At 56.4% G+C, this 26,423-nt stretch carries 26 protein-coding genes; 12 read left to right on the top strand and 14 right to left on the bottom strand.

The features are described from left to right. Positions 1 to 51: 51 nt before the first annotated feature. Complete coding sequence (locus tag K7H09_RS05060; protein WP_230803847.1) at positions 52 to 1,197, top strand: NAD(P)H-dependent glycerol-3-phosphate dehydrogenase; 1,146 nt, start codon at positions 52 to 54, stop codon at positions 1,195 to 1,197. Next, on the top strand, positions 1,190 to 1,672 hold the full coding sequence (gene sixA, locus K7H09_RS05055; protein WP_027959073.1) for a phosphohistidine phosphatase SixA: 483 nt from the start codon (positions 1,190 to 1,192) through the stop codon (positions 1,670 to 1,672). Before K7H09_RS05060 ends, sixA begins: the two co-directional genes overlap by 8 nt. A gap of 54 nt (positions 1,673 to 1,726) precedes the next feature. Here sixA and gatB read toward each other — a convergent pair whose 3' ends face one another. The 3 genes from gatB to gatC form a co-directional block, all read right to left on the bottom strand. Beyond that, positions 1,727 to 3,181, bottom strand: coding sequence for an Asp-tRNA(Asn)/Glu-tRNA(Gln) amidotransferase subunit GatB (gene gatB, locus K7H09_RS05050; RefSeq protein WP_009287767.1), 1,455 nt, complete (start codon positions 3,179 to 3,181; stop codon positions 1,727 to 1,729). Further along, the gene (gene gatA, locus K7H09_RS05045; protein ID WP_039859774.1) at positions 3,181 to 4,641 is read right to left on the bottom strand and encodes an Asp-tRNA(Asn)/Glu-tRNA(Gln) amidotransferase subunit GatA; all 1,461 of its coding nucleotides are present in this window, start codon (positions 4,639 to 4,641) and stop codon (positions 3,181 to 3,183) included. Before gatA ends, gatB begins: the two co-directional genes overlap by 1 nt. A gap of 84 nt (positions 4,642 to 4,725) precedes the next feature. Further along, positions 4,726 to 5,013: an Asp-tRNA(Asn)/Glu-tRNA(Gln) amidotransferase subunit GatC gene (gatC, locus tag K7H09_RS05040; RefSeq protein ID WP_022523948.1), complete on the bottom strand. Its 288-nt coding sequence runs from the start codon at positions 5,011 to 5,013 to the stop codon at positions 4,726 to 4,728. Between the two features lie 229 nt (positions 5,014 to 5,242). Here gatC and K7H09_RS05035 point away from each other — a divergent pair, with 229 nt between their 5' ends. The 7 genes from K7H09_RS05035 (at position 5,243) to tldD (ending at position 15,170) form a co-directional block, all read left to right on the top strand. Continuing rightward, positions 5,243 to 6,280: a rod shape-determining protein gene (locus tag K7H09_RS05035; protein WP_007114671.1), complete on the top strand. Its 1,038-nt coding sequence runs from the start codon at positions 5,243 to 5,245 to the stop codon at positions 6,278 to 6,280. 24 nt (positions 6,281 to 6,304) lie between these two features. Beyond that, positions 6,305 to 7,267: a rod shape-determining protein MreC gene (gene mreC, locus K7H09_RS05030; RefSeq protein ID WP_041158043.1), complete on the top strand. Its 963-nt coding sequence runs from the start codon at positions 6,305 to 6,307 to the stop codon at positions 7,265 to 7,267. Next, a complete protein-coding gene (gene mreD, locus K7H09_RS05025) occupies positions 7,267 to 7,755 on the top strand; it encodes a rod shape-determining protein MreD (protein ID WP_022523947.1) in 489 nt (162 codons plus the stop codon). The genes mreC and mreD overlap by 1 nt, the downstream gene beginning before the upstream one ends. Further along, the gene (locus K7H09_RS05020) at positions 7,752 to 8,333 is read left to right on the top strand and encodes a Maf family protein (RefSeq protein ID WP_230803837.1); all 582 of its coding nucleotides are present in this window, start codon (positions 7,752 to 7,754) and stop codon (positions 8,331 to 8,333) included. The genes mreD and K7H09_RS05020 overlap by 4 nt, the downstream gene beginning before the upstream one ends. 71 nt (positions 8,334 to 8,404) lie before the next feature. Beyond that, the gene (gene rng / locus K7H09_RS05015; RefSeq protein WP_230803835.1) at positions 8,405 to 9,868 is read left to right on the top strand and encodes a ribonuclease G; all 1,464 of its coding nucleotides are present in this window, start codon (positions 8,405 to 8,407) and stop codon (positions 9,866 to 9,868) included. Positions 9,869 to 9,870: 2 nt separating this feature from the next. Next, positions 9,871 to 13,722 carry a YhdP family phospholipid transporter gene (locus K7H09_RS05010; RefSeq protein ID WP_230803833.1) on the top strand — a complete coding sequence of 1,284 codons (3,852 nt, stop codon included), beginning with the start codon at positions 9,871 to 9,873 and terminating at the stop codon, positions 13,720 to 13,722. Continuing rightward, positions 13,719 to 15,170 (top strand): metalloprotease TldD, encoded by a 1,452-nt coding sequence (gene tldD, locus K7H09_RS05005; protein ID WP_041158047.1) that lies wholly within the window; start codon positions 13,719 to 13,721, stop codon positions 15,168 to 15,170. The genes K7H09_RS05010 and tldD overlap by 4 nt, the downstream gene beginning before the upstream one ends. A 37-nt stretch (positions 15,171 to 15,207) precedes the next feature. On the opposite strand, the gene yjgA is transcribed toward tldD, so the two are convergent. Next, the gene (gene yjgA, locus K7H09_RS05000; protein WP_039859781.1) at positions 15,208 to 15,729 is read right to left on the bottom strand and encodes a ribosome biogenesis factor YjgA; all 522 of its coding nucleotides are present in this window, start codon (positions 15,727 to 15,729) and stop codon (positions 15,208 to 15,210) included. Between the two features lie 123 nt (positions 15,730 to 15,852). Between yjgA and pmbA the strand changes: the two genes are divergently transcribed. Further along, positions 15,853 to 17,193, top strand: coding sequence for a metalloprotease PmbA (pmbA, locus tag K7H09_RS04995; RefSeq protein WP_041158048.1), 1,341 nt, complete (start codon positions 15,853 to 15,855; stop codon positions 17,191 to 17,193). 16 nt (positions 17,194 to 17,209) lie between these two features. Here the strand turns inward: pmbA and K7H09_RS04990 are convergent, their stop codons facing one another. The 10 genes from K7H09_RS04990 to K7H09_RS04945 all read right to left on the bottom strand — a co-directional run bounded on the left by K7H09_RS04990 (position 17,210) and on the right by K7H09_RS04945 (position 24,410). Then, positions 17,210 to 17,479: an HPr family phosphocarrier protein gene (locus K7H09_RS04990; RefSeq protein ID WP_027959080.1), complete on the bottom strand. Its 270-nt coding sequence runs from the start codon at positions 17,477 to 17,479 to the stop codon at positions 17,210 to 17,212. Positions 17,480 to 17,524: 45 nt separating this feature from the next. Continuing rightward, positions 17,525 to 18,457 (bottom strand): RNase adapter RapZ, encoded by a 933-nt coding sequence (gene rapZ / locus K7H09_RS04985; RefSeq protein ID WP_022523939.1) that lies wholly within the window; start codon positions 18,455 to 18,457, stop codon positions 17,525 to 17,527. A gap of 87 nt (positions 18,458 to 18,544) precedes the next feature. After that, the gene (locus tag K7H09_RS04980; RefSeq protein WP_039859784.1) at positions 18,545 to 19,015 is read right to left on the bottom strand and encodes a PTS sugar transporter subunit IIA; all 471 of its coding nucleotides are present in this window, start codon (positions 19,013 to 19,015) and stop codon (positions 18,545 to 18,547) included. Positions 19,016 to 19,019: 4 nt separating this feature from the next. Further along, positions 19,020 to 19,328 (bottom strand): ribosome hibernation-promoting factor, HPF/YfiA family, encoded by a 309-nt coding sequence (hpf, locus tag K7H09_RS04975; protein WP_007114683.1) that lies wholly within the window; start codon positions 19,326 to 19,328, stop codon positions 19,020 to 19,022. Between the two features lie 97 nt (positions 19,329 to 19,425). Beyond that, a complete protein-coding gene (locus K7H09_RS04970) occupies positions 19,426 to 20,841 on the bottom strand; it encodes an RNA polymerase factor sigma-54 (RefSeq protein ID WP_027959083.1) in 1,416 nt (471 codons plus the stop codon). Positions 20,842 to 20,970: 129 nt separating this feature from the next. Then, positions 20,971 to 21,720, bottom strand: a complete 750-nt coding sequence (lptB, locus tag K7H09_RS04965) for an LPS export ABC transporter ATP-binding protein (RefSeq protein WP_022523936.1) — start codon at positions 21,718 to 21,720, stop codon at positions 20,971 to 20,973. A gap of 11 nt (positions 21,721 to 21,731) precedes the next feature. Further along, entirely contained in the window at positions 21,732 to 22,247 is a 516-nt protein-coding gene (gene lptA, locus K7H09_RS04960) for a lipopolysaccharide transport periplasmic protein LptA (RefSeq protein ID WP_009287774.1), read from the bottom strand. Positions 22,248 to 22,258: 11 nt separating this feature from the next. Beyond that, on the bottom strand, positions 22,259 to 22,828 hold the full coding sequence (gene lptC, locus K7H09_RS04955) for an LPS export ABC transporter periplasmic protein LptC (protein WP_009287775.1): 570 nt from the start codon (positions 22,826 to 22,828) through the stop codon (positions 22,259 to 22,261). Continuing rightward, positions 22,829 to 23,371, bottom strand: a complete 543-nt coding sequence (locus K7H09_RS04950) for a KdsC family phosphatase (protein WP_230803830.1) — start codon at positions 23,369 to 23,371, stop codon at positions 22,829 to 22,831. A gap of 52 nt (positions 23,372 to 23,423) precedes the next feature. Beyond that, positions 23,424 to 24,410 (bottom strand): KpsF/GutQ family sugar-phosphate isomerase, encoded by a 987-nt coding sequence (locus K7H09_RS04945; RefSeq protein ID WP_022523933.1) that lies wholly within the window; start codon positions 24,408 to 24,410, stop codon positions 23,424 to 23,426. Positions 24,411 to 24,736: 326 nt separating this feature from the next. Here K7H09_RS04945 and K7H09_RS04940 point away from each other — a divergent pair, with 326 nt between their 5' ends. Further along, the gene (locus K7H09_RS04940) at positions 24,737 to 25,549 is read left to right on the top strand and encodes an ATP-binding cassette domain-containing protein (protein WP_027959086.1); all 813 of its coding nucleotides are present in this window, start codon (positions 24,737 to 24,739) and stop codon (positions 25,547 to 25,549) included. Between the two features lie 67 nt (positions 25,550 to 25,616). Beyond that, positions 25,617 to 26,417, top strand: a complete 801-nt coding sequence (gene mlaE / locus K7H09_RS04935) for a lipid asymmetry maintenance ABC transporter permease subunit MlaE (protein ID WP_035539165.1) — start codon at positions 25,617 to 25,619, stop codon at positions 26,415 to 26,417. The last annotated feature ends 6 nt before the right edge of the window (positions 26,418 to 26,423 follow it).

The following is a 26,423-nucleotide window of genomic DNA, read 5'->3' as shown; positions in this document are numbered from 1 at the left end:
AGATGTTAAAGTACCCAGTAAATGTAAGAGACTAACGATCAGGATATCGTCATGGCTGAGCAGCAAACCAATGTCCCAGTGACAACCAACGTAGCGGTGCTGGGAGGCGGTAGTTTTGGTACGGCGCTAGCGAGCATTGCCGCCGATAATGGTGCCCGCGTTCGTCAGTGGATGCGTGACGAAACGCTGGTCACACAAATCAACCAAGAGCACCGTAACGGTCGTTATCTGCCCCACTATGCAATGAATCCGGCCGTGGAGGCCTCAACCGACCTTCAAGCCGTGCTGGCTGACGCGGAGCTAGTACTCATCGCTATTCCATCAAAGGCCTTTCGCAGCGTTGTGCAGGCGGCGAAAGCGTGGTTGAGGCCCGAGCAAATACTGGTCAGTACCACCAAGGGGATCGAGCAAGAAGGCTTTCTGTTGATGAGCCAAGTACTCGAGCAGGAAACGGGCTTTAGTCACATTGGCGTGATTGCGGGCCCAAATCTGGCCTCTGAAATTGCCGATAAGCAGTTAACCGCTACCGTGATTGCCAGCGCTGACCCGCTTACCCGCACCCGCGTACAGCAAGTATTGGGTTGCCGTTACTTTCGTGTTTACGCTAGCGATGACCGTCATGGTGTTGAACTGGGTGGTGCACTGAAAAATATTTATGCGATTGCCGCCGGTATGGCGGCGGCGCTGGGCATGGGCGAAAACACCCGCAGTATGCTGATGACTCGCGCCTTAGCCGAAATGAGCCGCTTTGCCGTTGCCCAGGGGGCTAACCCAATGACCTTTTTAGGACTGGCGGGGGTGGGGGATTTGATCGTTACCTGCTCGTCTAACCTGTCGCGTAATTATCGTGTTGGCTACGCCATGGGCGAAGGGCGTACGTTGGAAGAGGCGGTTGATGCCCTTGGCCAGGTCGCAGAAGGGGTAAACACCGTTAAACTGGTATGCGCTAAAGCGAGTGAAATGGGTGTTTATATGCCGTTGGCGGAAGGTCTCAATCATGTGCTGTTTGACGGCGTGCCCGCCCAGGAGATGGCGCGCACCCTTATGATGGGTGAGCAGAGTAGCGATGTAGAGTTTATTCTGCCCCGTGAAGCCGTACAGCAGGCCCATCGAGACCAAGCTCCTCACAACCAAGTTCCTCACAATCACGCTTCTAAGAACCAGGTTTCTAAGGGCAATGGAGGCAGGAATGCCTGATGTGTTGATTATGCGCCACGCTGAGGCCGCACCGGGGTATCCCGACCAAGCGCGTCGATTAACGCCTCATGGTGAGCAGGAGGTCAAAAAAATGGCCCGTTGGCTGACTGAGCGCGTGGCTGATGGGGAGCTGTTTATGCCGCAAATTTATGCCAGCCCCTATTCTCGCGCGCAGCAAACCGCGCAAACGCTATGTGATGCGCTGGGAGCCTCGCTGGAAACGCTGGATTTTATCACTCCGGATGACTCGCCCCATGCAGTAAGCGACTGGTTGCTTGAACAGCCTGAAGGTGCGCCGATCATGCTGGTCAGCCATATGCCGCTGGTAGGCGAACTGGCGGGGTTATTAGTAGAGGGCAGCCCTGCTCAGGGGCTTGGCTTCCCTACCGCCGCCATCGCCGAGTTTGAAGCCGATGTGTGGGCCGCTGGGTGCGCGCAGTTGAAGCGATTTACCCAACCCAGCCAGTTGGCCTAGTTCAAATGTGTGTCATTAAAAAAACGGCTGCCTAGGCAGCCGTTTTTTTGGGTTTTACAGCAGCGCGTCGAGCTTCTCTTTTAGCAAGCCGTTCACCTGCTGTGGGTTGGCGGTGCCGCGCGACGCCTTCATCACCTGACCAACAAAGTAGCCGATCATTTTGCCGCGTTTTTCCGGCTCCGAGTCGCAGTACTGGGCGACCTGAGCGGGGCTGTCGGCAATCACTTGATCGATCATTGCTTCAATGGCGCCGGTGTCGGTCACCTGCTTGAGGCCTTTTGCGTCAATCACCTCATCGGCGGACTCACCCTGACCGTTCCACAGCGCCTGAAAAACCTCTTTAGCGGCTTTGCCGTTAATGGTGTCATCCAGTACGCGGCTGATCAGCTCGCCTAGCTGGCGCGCTGAGATCGGGCTATTGGCAATGCTCAGGTTTTCGCGGTTAAGCGCCCCGGAAAGTTCACCCTGTACCCAGTTAGCTGCCTGCTTGGCATCGCCGCACTCGCTATGCACCGCTTCAAAGAATTCGGCCATATCGCGACTGGCGGAGATGACATTGGCGTCATAAGCAGACAGACCCAGCTCGTTCTGGAAGCGCTCACGCTTATCTGCTGGCAGCTCGGGCAACTGGCCACGCAGGTGGTCAAGATAAGCTTGGTCAAGCACCACCGGCAGCAGGTCAGGGCAGGGGAAGTAACGGTAGTCGTTGGCCTCCTCCTTGGTACGCATGCTGCGGGTTTCATCACGGTCTGGGTCAAACAAGCGGGTTTCTTGAACCACGCTGCCGCCATCTTCGATCAGCTCAATTTGTCGCTCAACCTCAAAGGCAATGGCGCGCTCGACAAACCGGAAGGAGTTAACGTTTTTAATCTCTGCACGGGTGCCAAAGGCTTCCTGACCTTTGGGGCGTACCGAGACGTTAACGTCGCAACGCATGGAGCCTTCCGCCATATTGCCGTCGGAAATGCCCAGGTAAGTAACGATCGAGTGAATCGCTTTGAGATACGCCGCGGCCTCTTTGGCGCTACGCATATCCGGCTCGGAGACGATCTCCAGTAGCGGCGTGCCAGCACGGTTCAAGTCGATACCGGTCATGCCGTGAAAATCTTCATGCAGCGATTTACCGGCATCTTCCTCAAGGTGGGCATGGTGAATGCGGATACGCTTGGTGCTGCCATCTTCCAACGTAATCTCAACATCGCCAGGGCCGACGATGGGATGGTACATCTGGCTGGTTTGATAACCCTTGGGCAGGTCGGGGTAGAAGTAATTTTTACGGTCAAACACCGAGACTTCGGCGATATCCGCATGCACCGCCAGGCCAAACTGCACGGCCATGGCCACGGCCTGCTCATTGAGCACTGGCAGCACGCCAGGTAGGCCTAAATCCACCGCGCAGGCCTGGGTGTTTGGCTCGGCGCCAAACGCCGTTGAGGCACCGGAAAAGATTTTTGAACGCGTTGCGAGCTGAACGTGGACTTCAAGCCCAATCACGGTTTCCCATTGCATTAGGCGTACTCCTCGGCAAAGGCAGGACGTTGTAAGTGCCAGTCGGTCGCTTGCTGAAACTGGTGAGCGACGTTAAGCAGCTGCGCTTCGGCAAAGTGGGTGCCCAGAATCTGGAGACCAACGGGGCGGCCACCGGCCAAACCCGCCGGCACGCTGATGCCGGGAATGCCCGCTAGGTTCACCGCGATAGTGTAGATATCCTGCAGGTACATCGACACCGGATCTTTTTTGGCACCCAGGTCAAACGCGGGGGTAGGCGAGGCGGGGCCCATCAGCACGTCGACGTCTTCAAAGGCGTCCAGGAAGTCCTGACGGATCAAACGGCGCACCTGCTGGGCTTTGGTGTAGTAAGCGTCAAAGAAACCTTCAGAGAGCGTGTGAGTGCCGATCAGGATGCGTCGTTTAACTTCTTCGCCGAAGCCTTCAGCCCGCGAACGTGTGTAGAGGTCAATCAAATCGCTGGGATTGTCGCAGCGGTGACCAAAACGCACACCGTCGTAGCGGGACAGGTTGGAAGAGGCTTCCGCGGGGGCGATCACGTAGTAGGCCGGAATCGCATAGTGGGTATGTGGTAGGCTGACCTCACGAACCGTCGCGCCTAGGGATTCGTAAACTTTTACCGCCTCACGGACGGCTTTTTCGACATCAGGGTCTAAACCATCGCCGAAATACTCTTTGGGAAGCCCGATCTTGAGGCCCGAGAGGGGGGCATTAAGGCCTTCCACATAGTCGGGTACGCCGCGGGCAACGCTGGTGGAATCGCGGCCGTCATGGCCCGCAATAACACCCAGTAGGTGGGCGCAATCTTCGGCGCTGCGCGCCATGGGGCCAGCCTGATCAAGGCTTGAGGCGTAGGCAATAATGCCGAAGCGCGACACACGACCATAGGTGGGCTTTAAACCGGTGATGCCACAAAATGCCGCGGGCTGGCGAATCGAGCCGCCGGTGTCGGTGCCCATGGCGGCGGGCACCAAACCAGCTGCGACTGCTGCTGCGCTGCCGCCGGAGCTGCCGCCGGGCACCGCTGTCAGATCCCAGGGATTTTTGACCGGGCCGTAGTAGCTGTTTTCGTTGGAGGAGCCCATGGCGAACTCGTCCATATTGGTTTTGCCCAGGCTGATCGTGCCCGCCGCGTTGAGCTTTTCAACCACTGTGGCGTTGTAGGGGGCGATAAAATTATCCAGCATTTTTGAACCGCAGCTGGTTTTCACGCCCTGGGTGCAAAAAATATCTTTGAGCGCTAGGGGAATGCCTGCCAGCGGCCCGGCGTTGCCCGCCGCTCGGGCGTTGTCGGCTACTTCAGCCTGTTTCAGCGCTTGCTCGGCGGTCACGCTGATAAAACTATTCAGCTTGCCGTCAGCCTGTTCGATACGCTGCAAATAGTGAGCGGTCAGCTCGCGGCTTGAGAACTCACCGCTTTTTAGCGCGGCGGCGAGTTGCGTTAAGGTTTTCTCGTACATGACCCAGAAGCTCCGTTCAGGGGAGAAAAAAAGAGGCAATAGTGGTGGCTTGATTAAATATTCGTGCGTTGTTACTCAGCGTACTTATTCAACGACGCGGGGCACGAGATACAGGCCATTTTCCACTGCCGGAGCACAGCGCTGAAACGTGTCGCGCTGGTTGGTTTCCGTCACTTCATCGGCGCGCAGTCGCTGGGTCGCATCTAGCGGATGGGCGAGCGGCGTAACGCCTTCAGTATCGAGGCTTTGTAGCTGGTCGACCATGTCCAGAATCCGGCTTAGGTCGTCTACAAAGCCGCTGGCTTGGTCATCGCTGACAGCGAGTCGGGCCAAGTGAGCGGCCCGGCGCACATGAGATTCTTCAAGCGCCATGATCGATATTTCCTCATAAACGTGATGGAACATAATCGGCTTTAAGCGGTATACATACCGATATCAAAAAAACGTCTTGTGTTGCAGACGTGGAAAATAGCCGCAAAAGGTACCACATCTTGGCCTTAACGGGCAGTGTTAGGCGCGACTCGTGCTTGCTGCCAGGGGGTTGCGGTGATACCGTTTGCATCCGCACAGGGTTCCCGGTCTGCACTAGGTAACAACATCCATGTTTAAACGTTTGAGGGGGCTGTTTTCCAGCGATCTATCGATCGACTTGGGTACGGCCAACACACTGATTTATGTTCGCGGTCGCGGCATCGTGCTCGATGAGCCGTCCGTGGTTGCTATCCGCCAGTCTGGCAATATGCGCAGCGTCGCGGCAGTTGGTACTGATGCCAAGCGAATGCTGGGGCGTACGCCCGGCAATATTACCGCGATTCGGCCGATGAAAGATGGCGTTATTGCCGACTTCACCGTCACCGAGCAGATGCTTCAGCACTTTATCCGTAAAGTTCACCAAAGCACCTTCTTAACCCCCAGTCCACGCGTTCTGGTATGCGTTCCTTGCATGTCAACACAAGTAGAACGTCGGGCGATTCGTGAGTCTGCCGAAGGGGCAGGTGCCCGCGAGGTGTTCTTGATCGAAGAACCCATGGCGGCGGCAATTGGCGCTGGCCTTCCGGTTGATGAAGCGCAGGGGTCGATGGTGGTGGATATCGGTGGTGGTACCACTGAAATCGCGATTATTTCACTCAACGGCGTGGTCTACTCCGAATCGATTCGGGTGGGCGGCGACCGCTTTGATGAGGCCATTACCGCCTATGTACGTCGTCACTACGGCAGCCTGATAGGCGAAGCGACAGCCGAGCGCATCAAGGAAGAGATTGGTTGCGCCTACCCCGGTGGCGAACTGCGCGAAATTGACGTGCGCGGTCGTAATCTGGCCGAAGGCATTCCACGCAGCTTCACGCTCAATTCCCACGAAACCCTGGAAGCATTGCAAGAAACCCTGGGTTCTATCGTGGCCGCAATTAAGAGCGCCCTTGAGCAGTCACCGCCTGAGTTGGCATCCGACATCGCTGAGCGAGGCTTGGTGCTAACGGGCGGTGGGGCGCTGTTGCGCGACCTGGACAAGCTGATCGCTGAAGAGACAGGGTTGCCGGTAATTGTTGCCGAAGACCCGTTGACCTGCGTTGCTCGCGGCGGTGGTAAGGCGCTGGAAATGATTGATCAGCACACCTTTGAGTTGCTGTCGAGCGACTAATCGCAGCGGTTAATTGCGGGGGGATTGCCTATTAAACCGCTGTTTTCGCACGGGCCACTGCCGGGCTACCGGCTGTTTTTTTGCGTCTTGGCCGCCAGTGCATTGATGTTTGTCGACCAGCATTTCACGCGTATGGAGAAAGTGCGCGCGCAAATGTCGATGGTCGTTGCTCCTATTCAATGGGTCGTCAGTGTGCCTAGCGACCTGTTGAATTGGGGGTCGCTTGCGCTCTCTGACCAGCAGGCGTTGGTGGATGAAAACCGTCGCCTGCGTGAGCAGATTCTCACCCTTTCCCATCGTGGTCAGCGAATGGCGAATTTGACCGCGGAAAACAGCGAGCTGCGCGAATTGCTAAAAGCCGCGAAGCGGCGTGATATTCCTTATATCACCGCCGAACTGTTGTCGCTTGATAACGACCCCTTTAGTCATCAGATGGTGATTAATCGCGGCCATCGCAATGGCACCTACGTGGGGCAGCCGGTGATTGATGCCTCGGGCTTGGTGGGGCAAATTACCGCGGTCTCTGCCTACTCAAGTCGGGTACTGCTGTTAGCTGATGCCAGTCATGCGTTGCCGGTTCAGTTAAACCGCAATGGCTTACGTTTTATCGTCCAAGGAGCGGGGCGTTACAGCAGCGTTAATGTGATGCACGTACCTGATACGGCGGATATCCGTGAAGGTGATTTACTGACCACATCGGGCTTGGCTGGACGCTTTCCTCCGGGGTACCCCGTGGCGCGAGTCACCGAGGTGTTTCACGATCCGGGGCAGCCTTTTGCTCGCGTGACGGCCGAACCGATGGCTCAACTGCAGCGCTCGCGTCATTTCTTGCTACTTTTTCCGCCCCCGCGAGAGGAGGTAGAAGAGCATGCCTGGGATGAGACGCTGGATATCTCCGCAGAAGCCTTGCGCTCTTCGCTCCAGCTTTCAACAAGCCCCAACAATGCGTTGCACGACTCAAATGCATCATCTCAAGAGGTGCCCTGATGCCACGAGCACCGATTGTTCCGCTAGTGATTATTTGGTTTAGTTTGGTCTTGGCTCTTTGCTTGCAGGTGATGCCGCTGGCCGATGGCTGGCAGGTATATCGCCCCGAGTGGTTAGGGCTGATGCTGATCTACTGGTGTATGCGCACACCCGACAGAGTCGGCGTTTTTCATGGCTTTGTGCTGGGGATTTTGATGGATTTAATTGAAGGCACCGTGCTGGGCCAGCATGCGCTTATTTATGCACTGCTGGCCTTCTTGTGTGCGCTGGTCTATCCCCGCTTCCGTGCTTATTCACTGGTACAGCAATCCGCGCTGGTGCTGGTGCTGTTGGGCTTGATGCAGCTAGTCGCTCAATGGCTACGCACTATCGTGGGTGATTTTTCGATTCATTTAGCCTTTTTGATTCCCGCGCTGATCAGTGCGTTGCTATGGCCATGGCTAGCGACGATGTTTCAAGCATTAGAACGTCGGTTGGCCGCTTCATGACTGCGCCTGTTTTGTGTTTAGCGTCTGCCTCTCCACGCCGTCGAGCTTTGCTGGCATCCATTGGTGTGCCGGTCGCGGTTCACCCTTGTGATATTGATGAGACTCCGCAGGTGGGTGAGTCGGCTCAAGCGTATGTGCAGCGCTTAGCAGTTGCCAAAGCCGAGGCAGCAGCCCCTTTTACCCACTTGCCTATCCTAGGTTCAGATACCGCTGTGGTGGTCGATGGGCGTATCCTAGGTAAACCAGCGAATGCTGAGGAGGGCGCCGAGATGCTGCGGCTGCTTTCGGGGCGGTGCCACGAGGTGCTTACCGCTGTGGCGGTAAGTGGGCCAGAAGGTATGCTCTCCTCCTGCGTGACTACTCAGGTAACAATGCGTGAGATAAGCGCTGATGAAATCGTTGCCTATTGGCACACGGGTGAACCTGCTGATAAGGCTGGTGGCTACGCAATACAGGGATTAGCCGCCATATTTGTAAAACAGATTCAAGGCAGTCACTCAGCAGTGGTAGGGCTACCGCTGTATGAGACGACGCACTTGCTATGCCAACAGGGAGTTCCTATCTGGCAGCGCGTTTAATTCTCTAGATATAGAGGGCAACGCCGCCTGTATCGCTGGCAAGGAATACGTCAACCAACAAGGAATTTTGCATGAGCGGTGAAGTTCTCATCAATTTAACGCCAATGGAAACCCGCGTCGCGCTGGTTGAAAATGGCGTTTTGCAAGAGGCACTGATCGAGCGTTCCCGTCGGCGTGGCATCGTGGGCAATATCTACAAAGGCAAAGTAGTGCGTGTGTTGCCTGGTATGCAGGCTGCCTTTGTTGATATTGGCTTAGAGCGGGCGGCATTTATTCATGCCCACGAAGTGATGCCACCCGGCACACCGCTCGATGAGCAGCAGACCATCGGCCAGTTACTTCATGAAGGCCAGGCGTTGGTGGTGCAGGCGACCAAAGACCCTATTGGAAGTAAAGGTGCGCGCTTAACCACGCACCTCTCGATCCCTTCCCGCTATTTGGTGTATATGCCCGACTCGCCGCATCACGGCGTTTCGCAACGCATCGAGGATGAGCGTGAACGCGAGCGTTTAAAAGCCCTGCTGGATAACAGCGTGGCGGAGCAGACGCTGGAAGTGACGGGTGGCTTTATTGTCCGAACTGCCGCGGAAGGCGTAGGTGACGAAGAGCTAAAAGGCGATATGCACTTTCTGTTGCGGCTGTGGCGTAAGGTGAGTGAGCGTAAAGTCACCGCGACGCCACAAAGCGTCATTTATGATGATTTGCCGCTCTTTATGCGCACTCTGCGCGACGTAATGCGCGACGATATTGAAAAAGTGCGTATCGACTCGCGGGAAAACTTCGGCAAACTGGTCGAGTTTGCCGAAGAGTTTATGCCCGATGCCGTTGAGCGGATTGAGTACTACCCAGGTGAGCGCCCCATCTTTGATCTCTACAGTGTCGAGGATGAGATCCAGAAAGCCTTGGGTCGCAAGGTGCAGCTGAAATCCGGTGGTTATCTGGTGATTGACCCCACCGAGGCAATGACCACCATTGATGTTAATACCGGCGGCTATGTGGGTCACCGCAACCTTGAAGAGACCATTTTCAAAACCAACCTTGAGGCGGCCACGGCGATTGCCCGCCAACTTCGGTTGCGCAACCTGGGCGGTATCATCATTATCGACTTTATCGATATGAACGATGTTGAGCATCAGCGGCAAGTGTTGCGAGTATTGGAAAAAGCCTTAGAGCGCGACCACGCTAAAACCAAGTGTACCGGTGTTACCGAGCTTGGCTTGGTTCAGCTTACCCGCAAGCGCACCCGGGAGAGCCTAGAGCAAACGATGTGTGAAGCGTGCCCAACCTGCAGTGGGCGCGGCACACTTAAAACGCCAGAAACCGTCTGCTACGAAATTTTCCGTGAGATTCTGCGCGAAGAGCGTGCCTACAGTGCTGAAACTTATATGGTGCTTGCATCGCAGCCCGTTGTTGACCGCTTACTAGATGAAGAGTCAGCGGCAGTGGCTGACCTGGAGACGTTTATCAATAAAACGATCCGTTTTCAGGTTGAGCAACACTACTCCCAAGAGCAGTACGATATTGTGCTGATGTAACCATGCTGACTCGTTCGCTGGTGCGTTGGAGTTTGCTGATAGCGGCCTGGCTTTTGGGCAGCGCGGCTGTGCTGCTGTTGCTGCTGCGTCTAGCGATCAGCCAATCCGATGCCCTTACCCCCCACATTGAAGCGTTACTCGAGGCGCGCATTGGCGTGCCGGTGACCATCGAGCGCTTATCGCTATCGCTAGCGCGTAGCGATCTACTGCTACGGCTTGACGGGGTGAACGCGGAAACCCCCGATGGCCAAGCACTCTTTTCCCTTGAGCATGCGGGGCTGCGCTTAGATACCTGGGCGTCGTTTGCCAATCTGGCACCGATTTTTAGTGATGCGCGTATCAGTGGTACACAGTTTCACCTCTATCAAGGTTCGGGGAGGTCTTTACAGTGGCCTGAGCCTGCGGAGTTACCGCTATTGATGGCGGCAGAACCCGATGTGGATCTGGCCACAATTGATAGCTGGGCGGGCTTGATTCTACGCCAACGCCTGTGGGTGGATGACACGCGGGTTGTACTGCACGGCAAAGACGACACCGTGATGCTGCATGCTCAGACACTGCTGCTGACCGGTGATGAGCGGCGCACAAGGTTAGAGGGCGCCATCAATATTGCCCCATCGTTAGAGCAGGCTCGCGATATAGACCTTCCTGCGGCGGAAATGAAGGTCGAAATGCAGCCCGGCCGACGAGGTTTTAGCGATTTTTCGGCAGCACTGCAGTTGGATATTCAGCTTGATCAGTTAGTGGTTCTGGCGGATATGTTTCGACCTGATCATGCCGCCTATTTAGAGCAAGCCGGTGGCAGTGCGCGGCTATGGGGGCGTTGGAGCGCTGGACGCCTTGAGGAAGCTCGTGTTGCCGTCGACGTTCCACAGTTGACGCTTCGCCACCAGGTTCAGTACGCGGTGTTAAGAGATATTAAGGCCAATGGCCTGTGGCAGCGCGACGGCGAAGGTGGTGAGGCGTGGCTAAGCGGCGACGCGGAGAGCGTTGAGTGGGCCCAGCCCCCTGGAGGTAACGTTGGGCCAGCGTTGCCACGCCACTGGCATGCCACCCACCAACCAGGACAGTGGGAAGTGCGCACCAGCGCCTTTGAGCTTGCCTCGCTGACCGCTTGGCGTGACTACGTATTGCTCCCTGAATCCGTCACCCGGGTATTGCAAACCCTCGCTCCCCGTGGGCAAGTCGAGGGGTTGCACGTGGGGCAGCAGGATGGTCACTGGGGAGTGGATGCGGCGTTAACCGGCGTGGAGGTCTCACCGTGGCAGCAGGCACCGGGCGGAGGCCCGCTGGATGCCTGGGTACAGGCGCGGGATTTACGCGGCCGCGTGCTGTTTAGCAGCAACGGTGAAAGCACTCTCTACTTTCCTGAGTTTTTTGCCGCTCCCATGCAACTGCGACGTGCTGAAGGGGAAGTGGAGTGGGTATACGACGGCCCCAATACCATGGTAAGTGGCAAGCGTCTAAGCGTCGACTGGGACGGCGCCCAGATAGCGGGCGGCTTTGGTTTGGTGACGGGTAATCAGCGCGGGCATTTTGGTTTAGACCTCAATTTCAGTGACGTGGATGCTGTTGAGCGTCCGCTGGCCCAGTGGTTGCCGCTCAGCGTCATGGATGACGAGCTTCGCGAATGGCTGCTTAATGATATTGGTGGCTACGTGAGCGAGGGCTCTCTGCAGCTTAGCCAACCGTTAGGCGAAGGGGCGACCGCCAACGACTTTACTGCAACGCTCGCTCTGGCGGTGACCCAAGGACATTTGCCGATCGCGCCAGGCTGGCCACGTCTTGACGACGTCGAGGGGCGCTTAAAGTGGCAAAACAGAGTGTTAGAAGCTGAAATTGATAACGCCCAGAGCCATGGCATCACTGCTTCAGAGGGTGAGGTGGTGATGGAGGATGAGACGCTCAACCTTTCGGGGCAGTTAAAATCGGATGGGCCAGCGCTGATATCATTTTTACAGGCAATGCCCGAGATTGATCTTTCCCCACTAAGTGATTTGCGCGTAACGGGTGGCGTTAACGGCGATATTGCGTTGTCGTTGCCGTTGGCAAACCCTGAAGCGCTGCAACTGGAAATCAATGCTCGGCCACGCTTTCCGGAAGTGGTGTATAAACCGCTCGATCTACGTCTTCAATCGGTTGAGGGGGATCTCGCCTGGCTTCAAAACGGGAAGAGTTCAGGTCTCGTCGGTGAGGTTAGTGGGCAGTTGCTGGGAGGCCCTATCAACGCTGATATTGATACTCAACGCAACGACATACAGCTGCAGGGGAGTGTCACCACTGGGGCGCTTTTTGGGCTTGCAGGGTTGAATAGTCAAGGGCGTATGCCGCTAGAAGGACCGCTAGAGTGGCAGGGCAGTGTCGCCCTAACGCCAACGCCCATCCTGCGCTTGGAGAGTCGTTTAGTCGGCGTCACCAGTCATCTTCCCGAGCCCTTTGCAAAATCGTCACAGCAGGCCTGGCCCTGGACATTAACCGCCGATATGGACACAAAACGTATCGAAAGCCGCCTAGCCGATATCGCTTCTGCACGACTGCAACAGCTTAATGGCTCGCTTGCCGGGACGCTAAATTTAGGCAGCCAGGCGGTGCGCCTGCCCGACTGGCCCTCCCAGCCAGGGGTTAGTATCGATGCTGCCCTACCTCGCATTGACCCGCTAGCGTGGCAGCAGGCGATTTCACCGCTAATGCCCAGCGGGTTGCTCAGTGCGTCGGGTGGAGGTACTCAAATACCGTTGGCGGTCTCGTTAGCCACACCCTGTGTGGTTTACCAAAGGGAGTGTTTAGGCAGCCTTAACGCGTCGGGAGGCGTGAACGATAGCCGGATCGATTTGGGGCTAAGCGGTAATCTGGTCACTGGGCATTTACTGTACGATGCCCAATCACCGCAACCGTTAGATGTGGCCATTGAAGCGCTGGCGCTTGATCGCTTGCTGGCGTTAGCCAATGTTGAACACGACAGCGATGCTCCGATGCCAGACTCCTGGATGGAAACGGTCGATACCCAGCGCAAGGTGCCTGTGGCCATTCCTGATTGGCTAGCCGATGTGCCCAATGGACGATTACGCTTAGCCGAAATTGCTATGGGGCCGCGCCGCTTCGGCCCTTTGACTGCTTACTGGAAAACTGACGGCGAGCGTTTTTCGCTTACCCCCGTTGGCTTAACCCTGGGTCAGCTCTCTGCGCGAGGTGAGCTTTACTGGGAGGGGGACGCTGTTTCCAGTCATACCCGTGCGGACATTACGATTCAGGGTGGCGACATCGGCACCGCCCTTGAGCGTCTTGACCAACCGGTGGCCATGCGTAGCCGAAGTACCGATGTGGCTGCTTCGCTTGATTGGCCGGGGGCGCCCTGGCAGTTGGAGTTAAGCCGCTCAGATGGCTATATCAGTACCGACATTCGTGATGGCCGCTTTGTCACTCTGGAATCGGCACCTGCGCGCTTAATTGGCTTGCTCAATTTCGATAATATTTTACGTCGTCTACGCTTGGATTTTTCCGACGTTACCGGCCGCGGCACGGCATTTGACCGTGTTAAGGGGACGGCTGATGTTACTGGTGAGTTGCTGACGCTGCGCGGGCCATTGCAAATTGATACTCCGGCCACCACCCTAACGCTTACCGGCAGTGTCAACCTGGTGACGCGTGAACTTGACCAGCGGCTTGGCGTCACACTACCAGTGACGCAAAGTTTACCGATCGCGGCGATTGCCGTTGGCGCACCCATCGTGGGTGGCGCGCTGTTCCTTGCTGACCAGCTGTTTGGCGACGCCTTAGATCGCGCCACGACACTCCATTATCGCGTGCGAGGCCCTTGGACTTCGCCGCAGGTTACTTTAGAAGGCCCCCAATGACCGCATATAAAAGTGATGTAGATACGGCCGCCGCCATTCTGTTGACCCCCGGAGGGCTCGATTTAGAGGCTCTGGAAACGGGGTTGGGCTACGCCATGGGCGCGGGCATTGACTATGCCGATCTCTATTTCCAGCGTACCTGGCAAGAGGGCTGGGTACTGGAGGATGGAGAGGTAAAAGAGGCCAGCTACAATATTGACGGTGGCGTCGGCGTACGCTCACTGGCAGGTGAAAAGACTGGCTTTGCCTACTCCAACCAAATAACGGCCGATGCGCTAATGGACACCGGCCGCACGGCGGCAGGCATCGTCCGCAGCGGTCAACGTCTGCCTGGACAGTTGGTGCGCCCGGTATCCGCCATGTCGCGCTATGCGGGAATCGACCCCCTGGCCGGGCTAAGCGCGGAAGACAAAGTCGCCATGCTAAAACAGGCTGACAAAATCGCGCGTGCTGCAGACCCGAGCATCAGTCAAGTGAGTGCTTCTCTTTCAGGTACCTACGAAGTAGTGCTGGTGAGGGCAAGCGATGGCACCTTGGCGGCGGATATTCGCCCGCTGGTGCGCTTTAATGTCAGCGTTATCGCGGTTAAAAATGGTCGTCGTGAACGCGGCAGTGCGGGCGGCGGTGGCCGTTACTCCATGGCCAAGCTGCGCGATGACCAAGTTGCCGAGCAGTACGCCAAAGAGGCGGTGCGTCAGGCACTGGTCAACCTGGAAGCCGTCGATGCGCCCGCGGGGCAAATGCCTGTGGTGCTGGCGTCGGGGTGGCCGGGAATTTTGCTTCATGAAGCCGTCGGCCATGGTTTGGAAGGGGATTTCAACCGTAAGGGCAGTTCCGCTTTTGCTGGCAAAATGGGCGAGCGCGTGGCCGCAAAAGGTGTGACGATTGTCGATGATGCGACACTATCGGATTGCCGTGGCTCGATGAGCGTGGATGACGAGGGCACGCCGGGCCAATACACGCCGCTTATCGAAGACGGCATTTTGACTGGCTATATGCAGGACAAACTCAATGCCCGCTTAATGGGTATGGCCCCCACTGGCAATGCGCGACGCGAATCCTTTGCCCACCTGCCGATGCCGCGCATGACGAATACGGTCATGCTTGCGGGCCAAGATGAGCCCAGCGATATTATCAAAAGCGTTAAGCGCGGTATTTACGCGGTGAGCTTTGGGGGCGGGCAGGTGGATATCACCTCTGGCAAATTTGTGTTCTCTGCCAGCGAAGCCTACTTGATTGAAGACGGTAAGGTGACGGTGCCGGTGAAAGGCGCCACCTTGATTGGTAACGGGCCGGAAGCGATGCAGCGTGTTTCCATGATTGGCCATGATATGGCGCTGGATACCGGCATTGGCGTGTGTGGTAAAGAAGGGCAGGGCGTGCCGGTGGGTGTGGGCCAGCCCACCCTGAAATTGGATGAGCTGACCGTCGGCGGCACGCAGTCTTGATAGGCGGTCTTGAAAAACCGTCTTAAAGAGGCTGTTTTTAAAGTGCAAGGGTTTCGCGCAGGTGTTTGAAGAGCTTGCGCGAGCTGGTCGGCGGTTTGCCCTGTTCGCGTTCCCGCTGGGCGTTGCGAATCAATTGACGCAGTGTCTGGCGATCGGCGTCGGGGTGCTCCGCCATAAACAGGTCAACTGCCGCATCGCCCTCGTCAATTAAGCGTTCCCGCCATTTTTCCAGTCGGTGGAACGCGTGGTCGCGCTGCTCTTGCTCCTGGTCGATGGAGTCGAACACGGCTTGAATGGCGGTAAGATCCTCTTTACGGATCAGCTTACCGACATACTGCATATGGCGGCGGCGACCTTCATGGGAGCGAATACGCGAGGTTTCCTCGATAGCGCGTAGCATATCGTCAGAGAGGGGGAAACGGGCGCGTTCCGCCGGTCGCATGGCGATTAAGGTTTCCCCAAGTGCCTGTAAGGCATGCATTTCGCGTTTGAGTTGCGACTTGCTAGGGCGTTCTTCCTGTTCTTCTACTTCAACGGGATCGGGACGTTGCTTACGCATAGTGTGACTCACAGACAAGATTCGTGGCGGCATTATACCAGCTGCGAGTACAACATTGATTCGCCGATGACACTCTCTTGCAAGACTTTGGTTGAGAGGCATTCGGTTGAAATAGGAGGCCATATGGCACAGGCATTTGATGCATCCGCGCAGCAGTCGCTATTGACCGCGCGCGCCGAAGAGGCGTTAGCGCTGGCGAAGCGCTTGGGCGCGGATGCTGCCGAAGTAGGCGCAAGCGTCGATCAGGGTATAGGCGTTAGCGTACGCCTGGGCGAAGTTGAAACGGTTGAGTTATCCCGTGACCAAGGCATTGCCGTCACGCTATACGTGGGTCAACGTAAAGGCAGCGCTTCATCCACTGATGCCAGCAGTGCCTCGATCCAGGCAGCCGTAGAGAAAGCGCTGGCGATTGCCCGCTATACCGGCGAAGACCCGGCCGCAGGGCTGGCCGATGCCTCCCTTATGGCTACTGAGTTGCCCGATCTAAAAGTGCACTACACCTGGGCGCTCACAACGGATGAGGCGATTGAGTTAGCGCTTGCCTGCGAGCAGGCGGGGCGAGACGTTGACGGCATCTCACAGTCAGATGGCGCGTCTCTCTCCAGTGGCGAAGGGGTGCGCGTTTACGCCAATAGCCACGGCTTTTTAGGTACCCAAAAGGGCAGTAGTCACTCTCTTTCTTGCATGCTGATTGCCCAAGACGCGAGCGGTATGCAGCGTGATTATGACTACACCTCTGCCCGTGACCCCAAGGCGCTACGTGACCCCGCTGAGGTGGGGCGCGAAGCCGCGATGCGTACGCTGCGCAGGCTAGGTGCTAAACGGCCGCCAACGGGCACCTTTCCGGTGCTGTTTGACCCATCGTTGGCCAGTGGCTTGATTGGCCACCTGCTCGGTGGGTTAGCCGGTGGTGCGCTTTACCGGCAGGCCTCGTTTTTGTGCGACCGGCTCGGTACACCATTGTTTCCCGACTGGTTTAGTCTCGAAGAGCGGCCAATGGAGATTGGCGCCACGGCAAGCTCACCGTTTGATGGCGAGGGCGTGCAAACGCGCAATAATCGCTTTATCGATCAGGGACGCATTGCCAGCTATATGCTCTCTTCTTACAGCGCTCGTCGTCTCGATATGCAAACCACGGGCAATGCCGGTGGGGCACGTAACGTGCGTTTAGCAACGCCACTGCAATCACGCGAAAGCTTGTTGCAAGAGATGGGGCGGGGTATTTGGGTGACTGAGTTGATGGGCCAAGGTGTCAACGGTGTGACCGGTGACTATTCCCGCGGTGCAGCAGGTTTTTGGGTCGAAAATGGAAAGGTGCAGTACCCGGTCGAAGAGTTCACCATTGCCGGAAACCTGGAGCGGATGTTTGCTGGCTTAGTAGGTATTGGCGATGACACTGATACCCGTGGCAGTGTTCACACGGGTAGCTGGTTGATTGATGCCATGACCGTGGCGGGGGACTAACAAGCCAAGCGGCGGCTTACTGATCCTCCTCAAAGCGGGCGTCGAACAGCGCTTGAATCGCTTCAAGCGCCTGTTCGGCGTCATCGCCTTCGGCGGTGATTCTAAGCTCGGTGCCACAAGGTGCGGCAAGCATCAGCAGTGACATGATATTGGCGGCGTCGGCGGCCTGTTGCTGTTTGTAAACGCGTATTTTTGCCGTGAACTGTTGGCCGCATTTGACCAGTTTTGTCGCCGCGCGAGCGTGTAGCCCGCGTTGATTGGTAAGTGTAAGTATGCGTTCTGGCACCCTGGTTCCTTTTCGCCGAGTGGTGTCATTAATGGATAGACGCGCTTAAGAGGTCTCTGGCCGCTCGTTAGGTGTGGAAGCGCTGACGAGGGGAGCGGCCAACTGTTCGCTTATGGTGTAGTGCAGACCCAGTTCGCGGTGGCGAAGTTGAACTTCGCCCATGCTAGGAGTCAATTTTTCCGCTAACTTCTCGGCCATATAGACCGAGCGGTGCTGGCCACCAGTACAGCCAATCGCGATAGTCATGTAGCTACGTTGGCTATTCTGGTAAGCGGGTAGCCAACGCTCTAGCCAGGCCAAGATGTCGTCGCTCATGGCATCAACAATCGGATAGCTGTTCAAAAAAGCCACGATTTCCGCGTCGCGGCCAGTGAACTGGCGCAGCGTTGGATCCCAGTACGGATTTGGCAGGCAGCGCACATCGAAGACCAGGTCGGCGTCTAACGGTACGCCGCGTTTATACCCAAACGATTCCAGCGTTAGCGTCAGCTTGTCGCGCCGCTGATGGGCTACTTGGTCGGTAATGCGACGGCGTAAATCGTGCACCGATAATCGTGATGTATCGATCAATAGATCGGCCAGATCGCGAATATCCTCTAGCGTCGTCTCTTCTTTATTGATCGCCTCTTCCAGCGTCATTTCGCTATCGCGGGTCAGCGGATGACGGCGACGCGTTGCTGAGTAACGCTCAAGCAGTATGCGCGCATCGGTGGTCAGGTAAATAACTTGAAAGTCGATTTTACGCTGGCGCAACTCGTCTAATAAAGAGGGCAGGCGCTCCAGAGCTCCCGGCAAATTGCGGGCATCAATACTCACCGCTAAATGTGCTCGGTCGCCCTGGTCACGCAGTTCATCCACCAACGACCCCAGCAACATAGCTGGGAGGTTATCAATCGCGTAGTAGCCAAGATCTTCCAGCGCTTGCAAGGCGATAGATTTACCTGACCCGGAGCGGCCGCTAATGATCACCAGTTGCATAGAGTCTCTCTTTGCTTTGATCAAGCTGCGTTGAGGGTGGTGAGCGGATAACCTGCTGTGATCTGCCCTGAACAGGGTTTCAGACCCTTAGGCCGCTGATTGCTCGCGAATTTTGGCGGTAATCAGCTCAAGCAGTTCGCGCTGGCTGGCTGCTTTACGCAGTTGCTGGCGCGTGTCCGCATCATTCATGATGGTCGCTACCTGACCCAGTAGTGAGAGATGCGTGTCATCTGCCTCTTCGGGTACCAACAGGACAAACACCAGATCTACCGGGTCGCCGTCGATAGCGTCAAAATCGATCGCTTCAGCCAGTTTCAAAAATCCAGCGATAGGGGCGTTGCAGTGGGGGCTACGCGCATGAGGAATAGCCACGCCGTTACCAATACCCGTACTACCTAAGCGCTCGCGGCCGATTAAACGGCTAAACACTTCTTGGCTGTCCAGGCTGGGGATATTTTGGGCGATAAAGGTGCTGTAAAACTCCAGCACCCTTTTTTTGCTGCCCCCGGGGACGTCGAACAGAACGCGTTCCGGGGGGAGTATGGTTTCCAACGTCATTGAATTAACGCACACCGGCGCCTTGGGCGCGAGCTTGTGCTTTTTCCTTGTGTTTAACGAGTTGACGGTCGATTTTGTCCGCTAGTGCGTCGATAGCGGCGTACATATCACTGTCTAGGGCTTCCGCATGTAAGTCAGCACCTGCGGCGTGCAGCGTACAGGCGGCCTGCTGGCGCTCTTTCTCCACTGATAAGGTGACTTGCACCGTAGTTATATTGTCGTAATGGCGCTCTACACGCTCAAGCTTCTCGTTGACATAGTCACGCAAGGCGTCAGTCAGTTCTACGTGATGACCAGTGATATTTACTTGCATTGACGTGCTCCTTATCCATCGGACTGTACTTCGATTGTAACCCTTTTTGCCGCGTTGCAAAGCCCTTGTCGAGAGTTTCCCTGAAACGTTAACGAAGTTAGCGCAAACGACGCCGTTCACTGGAAGAGGGAATGCCCATGGCTTCACGGTATTTCGCCACCGTACGACGCGCCACTTGAATCCCTCCTTCGCCTAATAGCGTCACTAAGCGGCTGTCTGAAAGCGGCTTGCCGGGCGGCTCCTCTTGAATCAGTTTCTTGAGTCGTGCACGGATGGCGGTGCTGGAGTGGCTGTCACCATCTTGACCGCTCACCTGGCTTGAGAAAAAGTATTTGAGTTCAAACACACCACGGGGTGTATGGATATATTTTTGCGTCGTTACCCGTGAAATAGTCGACTCGTGCATCTCCACGGCTTCGGCAATGTCGGCCAGTATCAGTGGTTTCATGGCTTCTTCGCCGTGCTCTAAAAAGCCAATCTGGCGGGTAATGATCTCGCGACCAACACGCAGCAGCGTATCGTTTCGGCTAGAGAGGCTCTTGATCAACCAGCGCGCTTCCTGCAAGTGCTCTTTGAGAAACTGGTTGTCATCGCTTTTATCCGCACGCTTAATCAAGCTGGCGTAGTCGGGCTGAATGCGCAGCCGTGGCAGGGCCTCGGGGTTGAGCTCTAAATGCCAGCCTTCATTATCGTGGCGGACGACTAGATCGGGGGTGACATAGCTGTCATCGGTGTCGCCGTAGGCGCTGCCTGGGCGTGGGTCTAGGCTGCGAATAAGCAGGATGACATCGGCCAGCTGTTCGTCGTCGAGCCCTAGACGGCGTTTCAGCAGACGCATATCGTCTTTGCCAAGCGCTTCGAGAAACTGCCGCACCAAGCGGCGGGCGGGAACCAGCAGTGGCGTATCATCGGGGAGAGCGGCGAGCTGCAGCATCAAGCATTCACGCAAGTCACGGGCAAATATGCCGGTCGGCTCAAACTGCTGGAGCTTGAGTAGAATGGTTTCCACTTCGCGCTGGCTTAGCCCGTCAATGCCCTGGGCACGAAGCCCTTCACGGATGTCGTTGAGCGGCTGGGTCAGGTAGCCGTTGGCGTCTAGCGCGTCGATTAAACTTTCCGCGACAAGCTGCTCGCGAGCGCTAAAATCGGTCATGGCGAGTTGCCACAGCAGGTGGCCATGAAGGCTCTGCCCGGCTGCCTGGCGCTCAAAGTCGGGGCCTTCGCTGCTGCTGCCCCCCTGGCTTCCCATATCTTGATAGGTATCTGACCAGTCGCTATCTACCGAGAGCTCAGTAGGGATGCTCTCTGACCACTCTTCTTCCTTAGGCTCGCTGACAGCCTGTTCACTAAATTCATCTTCCTGCTCCAGCATGGGATTGGCATCGAGGGCCTGCTGAATTTCTTGACGAAGATCCAGCGTAGAGAGTTGCAGCAGCGCAATGGCCTGCTGCAACTGGGGCGTCATGGTCAGCTGTGTGCCGATACGCAGTTGGAGAGAAGCTTTCATGACCATCTGAGAACCACTCGTTAATCAGAATGCTCCACCCTAGTGCGAGTGAGTGCTTGGCGCAAGTGCAATAAGCATGCCATTGGTCGTAAAGTTGTTTTAAAGCGCTATTTAGGGGCGATTAAGGCAAAAACATTACAGGCGAAAATCGGCGCCCAAATACACATCCCTTACTTTTTGGTTGGTGAGAATCGAGGCGGGCGAGCCACTGGCGATGATTTGCCCATCGCCGACGATATAGGCGATATCGCAAATGTCTAGTGTTTCACGCACGTTGTGATCGGTGATCAGCACGCCGATATGGCGCTGTTTCAGTGCACGAATGATGGTTTTAATCTCACCTACCGAGATGGGGTCAACGCCCGCAAAAGGCTCATCGAGCAGAATAAAAGCGGGCTCTGTGGCTAGCGAGCGGGCTATTTCTACACGCCTGCGCTCGCCGCCCGAAAGGCTCATGCCCAGGTTGTCGCGAATATGGGTGATATGGAAGTCTTCGAGTAGCGCTTCCAGGCGCTGTTCGCGGTCGCTGCGGTTAAGCTCTTTGCGGGTCTCGAGTATCGCCATAATATTCTCGGCAACCGAGAGTTTGCGGAAAATAGACGCCTCTTGAGGTAGATAGCCAATCCCCGCGGCTGCGCGCTCGTGCATGGGGGCGCGCGTTAAATCCACATCGTCGATACCCACCTTGCCAGCGTCGGATTTGACCAGCCCAACAATCATATAAAATGAGGTGGTTTTGCCCGCGCCGTTGGGGCCCAAAAGGCCAACGACACTGCCTTGGGATATCTCCAGATTGATGTCTTTGACCACTCGGCGGCGTTTGTAGCTTTTAGCCAGGTGGTGGGCATAAAGGGTTTTGATCGGCGCAGTGTCAGCAGTGGCCACAGCTAGGCTCCCTATTGTTCAGGCTGAAGGGTCATGCGTATGCGCTGGGGCTCGCTGCCATCAACGTCAGAGCGCGCTTGAATCACTTCTCGGTCAATAAAATACTCAAGGCGACCGCCACTAAAGGTGTCCTCTTGCTGGGTCAGTTCGGCTTGGTCGATCAGCTCTACGCGACGCTCGGCGACGTGATAAATAATTCGCCGCGCCCAGCCTTCCGTGGGGCCTTCTTGCCCTTCGCCTTGATGGCGCAAGTAGGCGCGTTCACCGGTAGCGGTGGCTGTCGAGAGTTCGCCCGCGTCGTTGCGTTCGATCTCTACCCGCTCGCCGCGCAGCTGCATTTCGCCTTGGCGAATGTCCACATCCCCAGTATAAACAGCTGTGCCTGCCCGCTGATCAAGATCTAAACGGTCGGCTTCCACTTCCACTGGGGCCTGGGAAGATGAGTTGGTTTGGGCTAACACTGATAAAGGTATCGCTAAACCGAACAGTGCAGTGTAGAGCAGGGCTGGGGAAATCATGGCTTTCATGGCGGTTCCTATTAGCGTTGTGTGGCCGGGGGGTGCGTGCCGCGCACATTATCCGTTAAGCGAACCTGGCTGGTGTTAAGCCAAACGTCCATACGTGAAGCGCTCATTTGCTGCGGCGGTTGCTGCATCAATACCGGTGTGTCACTCCAGGCATGCTGCTCGAGGCCATCATAGTGCAGTAGCTCGGTATCTAGCTGCCAGCCTTCATCTGGTGCAAACAGTCGAGCCGAACCTGACAGCAGCAGGGCTTGGGTAGCGGTGTTGAGCGTGCCTACAGCGGCGCTGGCCAGCCACTGACGGTTTTCGCTGTCATACAGTACTGCCTCGGGCTCTTCCGTCCAGGTTTCGCTGCGCTGCGGGGTATGGATAAGGCGCGGTGTTTTTAGCGACTGCATGACACTGCCGTTATCCCCGAATAGGGTAATCTCGGCATTTTCCAGCACGTGGCCAGGTTCCTGAGCCTGTGCTTCGGGATCGATGCTGGTGTCTTGAGGCCCGCGGGGGTCAAGCCATACCAGCAGAATCCCCAGCGCGATGACTAGCCCGGCTAACCAGAGGCGTACTTTAAAGCGTTTAAACATTTACGTGCGGCCGTGCAGATAGGTGTCGAGCACCGCGCCCCAGTGTCCTTGAGATTCAAGCAGCGTATCGCAGATCTCACGCACGGCACCGTGGCCACCCAGGCGTTCGGTAGTCCAGTCGGCGTGGGTATGCATATAGTCCGGCGCGTTTGGCACGGTAATGCCGACGCCGCAACGTTTGATAGCCGCTAGGTCGGGTAGGTCGTCGCCACAATAAGCCACCTGCTCTAGTTCAATATCGAGGCGCTGGCAGAGCCCGCGCAGTGTGGTCAGCTTGTCTTCACAGCCTTGGTGAACATGGTCAATGCCGAGTGCCGCCGCGCGTTGGCTAACCATGGGGGAGTCGCGCCCGGTAATCAACGCGACATGTACGCCCACGCGTTTGAGAAGCTTTAGCCCGTGGCCATCCTGGGTGTGGAATGCTTTGATTTCGATACCATCGGCCTGAAAGTAGAGGCGCCCATCGGTAAGGACGCCGTCAACATCCAGTGCTAGCAGGCGTACACGGCGGAGTTGGTCGAGTAGCGAGGCAGGTAGGGTCATAGAACCTCCATATCAATCAGTTCGTAAAGCAGGTCGTGTTGGCGCCGCTGGGTTAAATAACGCCGCTGGCGAGCAGGTCGTGCATATGTAGAGCCCCAATTGGGCGCTGTTGTTCATCAACCACCGCTAGCGCGGTAATACGGCTTTCTTCCATGATGCGTACCGCTTCGGCCGCCAGGATATCGGGGCCTATGCGCTTGCCCGGCCGGGTCATGACATCATCAACGCGCACGTCGCGCAGATTATGGAATTGATCCAGCGTGCGGCGTAGATCGCCATCGGTGTAGACCCCCGCTAATCGTCCTTCGCTATCCACTACGCAGGTAAAGCCAAGCCCTTGCCGGGTAATTTCGAGTAATGCGTCGCGCAGCGGGCTGCCCAATGCGACTTGGGGCAGGCGTGCTCCGTCGTGCATGAGGTCTCTAACGCGTAGCAGTAAGCGCTTGCCCAAACTGCCGCCGGGGTGGGAGAGGGCAAAATCTTCAGCGGTAAAGCCGCGTGCTTCCAGTAACGCAACCGCCAGTGCATCACCCAGGGCGAGGGCAGCGGTGGTGGAACTGGTGGGGGCTAGATCGAGCGGGCAAGCCTCACGCTCGACGCCACTGTTTAGGTGCGCATCAGCGTGCTTGGCAAGCGTGGAGTGGGGCCGCCCCGTCATGCTGACCAGCGGTGTGCCCAGGCGTTTAAGCAGTGGTAGCAGAGCAGTGACTTCGGCAGTTTCGCCCGAGTTAGAGAGCGCCAACACTACATCTGCGCGGGTAATCATGCCTAGATCGCCATGGCTGGCTTCGCCGGGGTGAACGAAAAAAGCCGGCGTGCCGGTACTGGCAAGTGTCGCCGCTAGCTTGCCAGCAATATGCCCCGACTTGCCCATACCGGTCACCACTACACGACCTTGGCAGGCGAGAATTAGCTCACAGGCGCGATCAAAGCTTTCGTCTAGCTTAGCCTGAAGGCCTCCAATCGCTGCCTGCTCGATTTGTAGCGTACGCAGTGCGCTTTCACGTAGTAGGCTGGAGGGGGCGATAGGCTGGCGCATAGCGTTTTCTCTTAACAAATGAAAATATAAAAGTAGTAACCGGTAAGAATAACATCTCGACACCTCTAATAGGCAGTAATTGAGGCGACTCCCTGGGGGGCATACCCGCATCACCAGGGCCGAGAGCAGGTTTAGGCGAGGGTAAGCAAGCCTTTGCAACTTTGATAACCCTGAACAATAGGAAAGCCCATTCGTGCAGTAATGCCTTGTAGCGTTATAGTACAATGTTCGATAATGTTTTAGAAACGCTGTTTTCTAATTGCGATAGCCGCAAGTAGGGTATGCTATACAGCTTTAGTCGCGCCTCGTTAAGAGTCAACTGATCCATGACAGATGCACCCTTTATAGAAATTGAAGAGCTTTACTTTTCGCGTGGTGATCACGAAATTTTCCGTGGTGTGAATATGACCATACCGCGGGGTAAAGTAACCGCGATCATGGGGCCAAGTGGTACCGGTAAAACCACGCTACTGAAGCTGATCGGCGGCCAGCTAACCCCGGAGAGTGGTCGAATACTCATTGATGGGCAGGATGTTCATAAACTGTCCCGGAAGGCGCTATTCACGCTACGCAAGCGGATGGGAATGCTGTTTCAGAGTGGTGCGCTGTTTTCTGATTTGGATGTGTTTGAAAACGTTGCCTTTCCGCTGCGGGTGCATACGGATTTACCCGATACTATGGTGCGTGACCTGGTGTTGCTCAAGCTACAGGCGGTCGGCCTGCGTGGAGCGCGACACTTAACGCCTGCGGAGCTGTCCGGAGGGATGGCGCGCCGGGTCGCATTGGCTCGTGCGGTGGCGCTGGATCCAGAACTGATTTTGTATGATGAGCCGTTTGTTGGTCAGGATCCCATCTCTATGGGCGTGTTGGTGCAGCTAATCAAGCGCCTTAATCAAGCGCTGCAGCTAACCTCGGTGGTGGTCTCCCATGATATCAAGGAGACCTTGAGCATTGCGGACTATCTCTATCTGATCGCCGATGGCCAGGTGGTAGCCCATGGCACACCGCAAACCCTGGACACAAATCAAGATCCCCGGGTTAGCCAGTTTATTCATGGCGAACCTGATGGGCCGGTACCATTTCACTACCCCGCTGAGGCGTTTTATCGCGATATTCTGGGCGGGGCTCCGGTTAAATAGAACCGCTAGAGTGGGTGACATAAGGCGCTTAAATGCACCAATGCAGGGTAAATAAAGGGCAGAGTTAATGCAGTCAAAGTTCTCTAATAGCGCCGCACGTGTTACACGGCTGGGGCGCCGAGGGTGCGACTTAATGGAAGCATTGGGTCGAGCGGGCGTGTTTCTATTCCAGTCGGTGGTCGGCGTGCCTTCCCGGGAAGGCTGGCGATTATGGTTGCACCAGATGCACTTTGTGGGCGTGCTTTCGTTAGCCATTGTATTGGTGTCGGGGCTGTTTATCGGCATGGTGCTGGCACTGCAGGGCTATACCATTTTGGTCGATTTCGGGGCTGAGCAGGCGCTGGGACAAATGGTGGCACTGTCGCTATTGAGGGAGTTAGCCCCAGTGGTGGCAGCACTACTGTTTGCTGGCCGGGCGGGATCTGCGCTCACCGCCGAGATCGGTTTAATGAAAGCGACAGAGCAGCTCACCAGCATGGAGATGATCGGTGTTGACCCACTGCGCCGCGTGGTGGCGCCACGCCTATGGGCAGGCTTTGTGTCACTGCCTATTTTAACGGTTGGGTTTAGTGTCGTGGGCATCTGGGGCGGCTACTTGGTGGGCGTGGAGTGGCTAGGCGTCTTCGAGGGCTCTTACTGGAGCAACATGCAGGCCAATGTAGCCTTTATCAGTGATATCGGTAACGGCATGATCAAAAGCGCCGTATTTGCTTTGGTGGTGACCTGGATCGCGGTATTTCAAGGTTATGATTTGGTGCCCACTTCTGAAGGCATTTCCCGCGCTACTACGCGCACGGTGGTGTATTCGTCGCTTGCAGTATTGGGGCTTGATTTTGTGTTGACCGCCATTATGTTTGGCGGCCTTTAATGGCTG

Source organism: Halomonas sp. IOP_14 (assembly GCF_021021315.1).
Lineage (GTDB): Bacteria > Pseudomonadota > Gammaproteobacteria > Pseudomonadales > Halomonadaceae > Vreelandella > Vreelandella titanicae.
The sequence above is the reverse complement of the archived record's forward strand: the minus strand, read 5'-3'. Positions and strand labels throughout refer to the sequence as shown.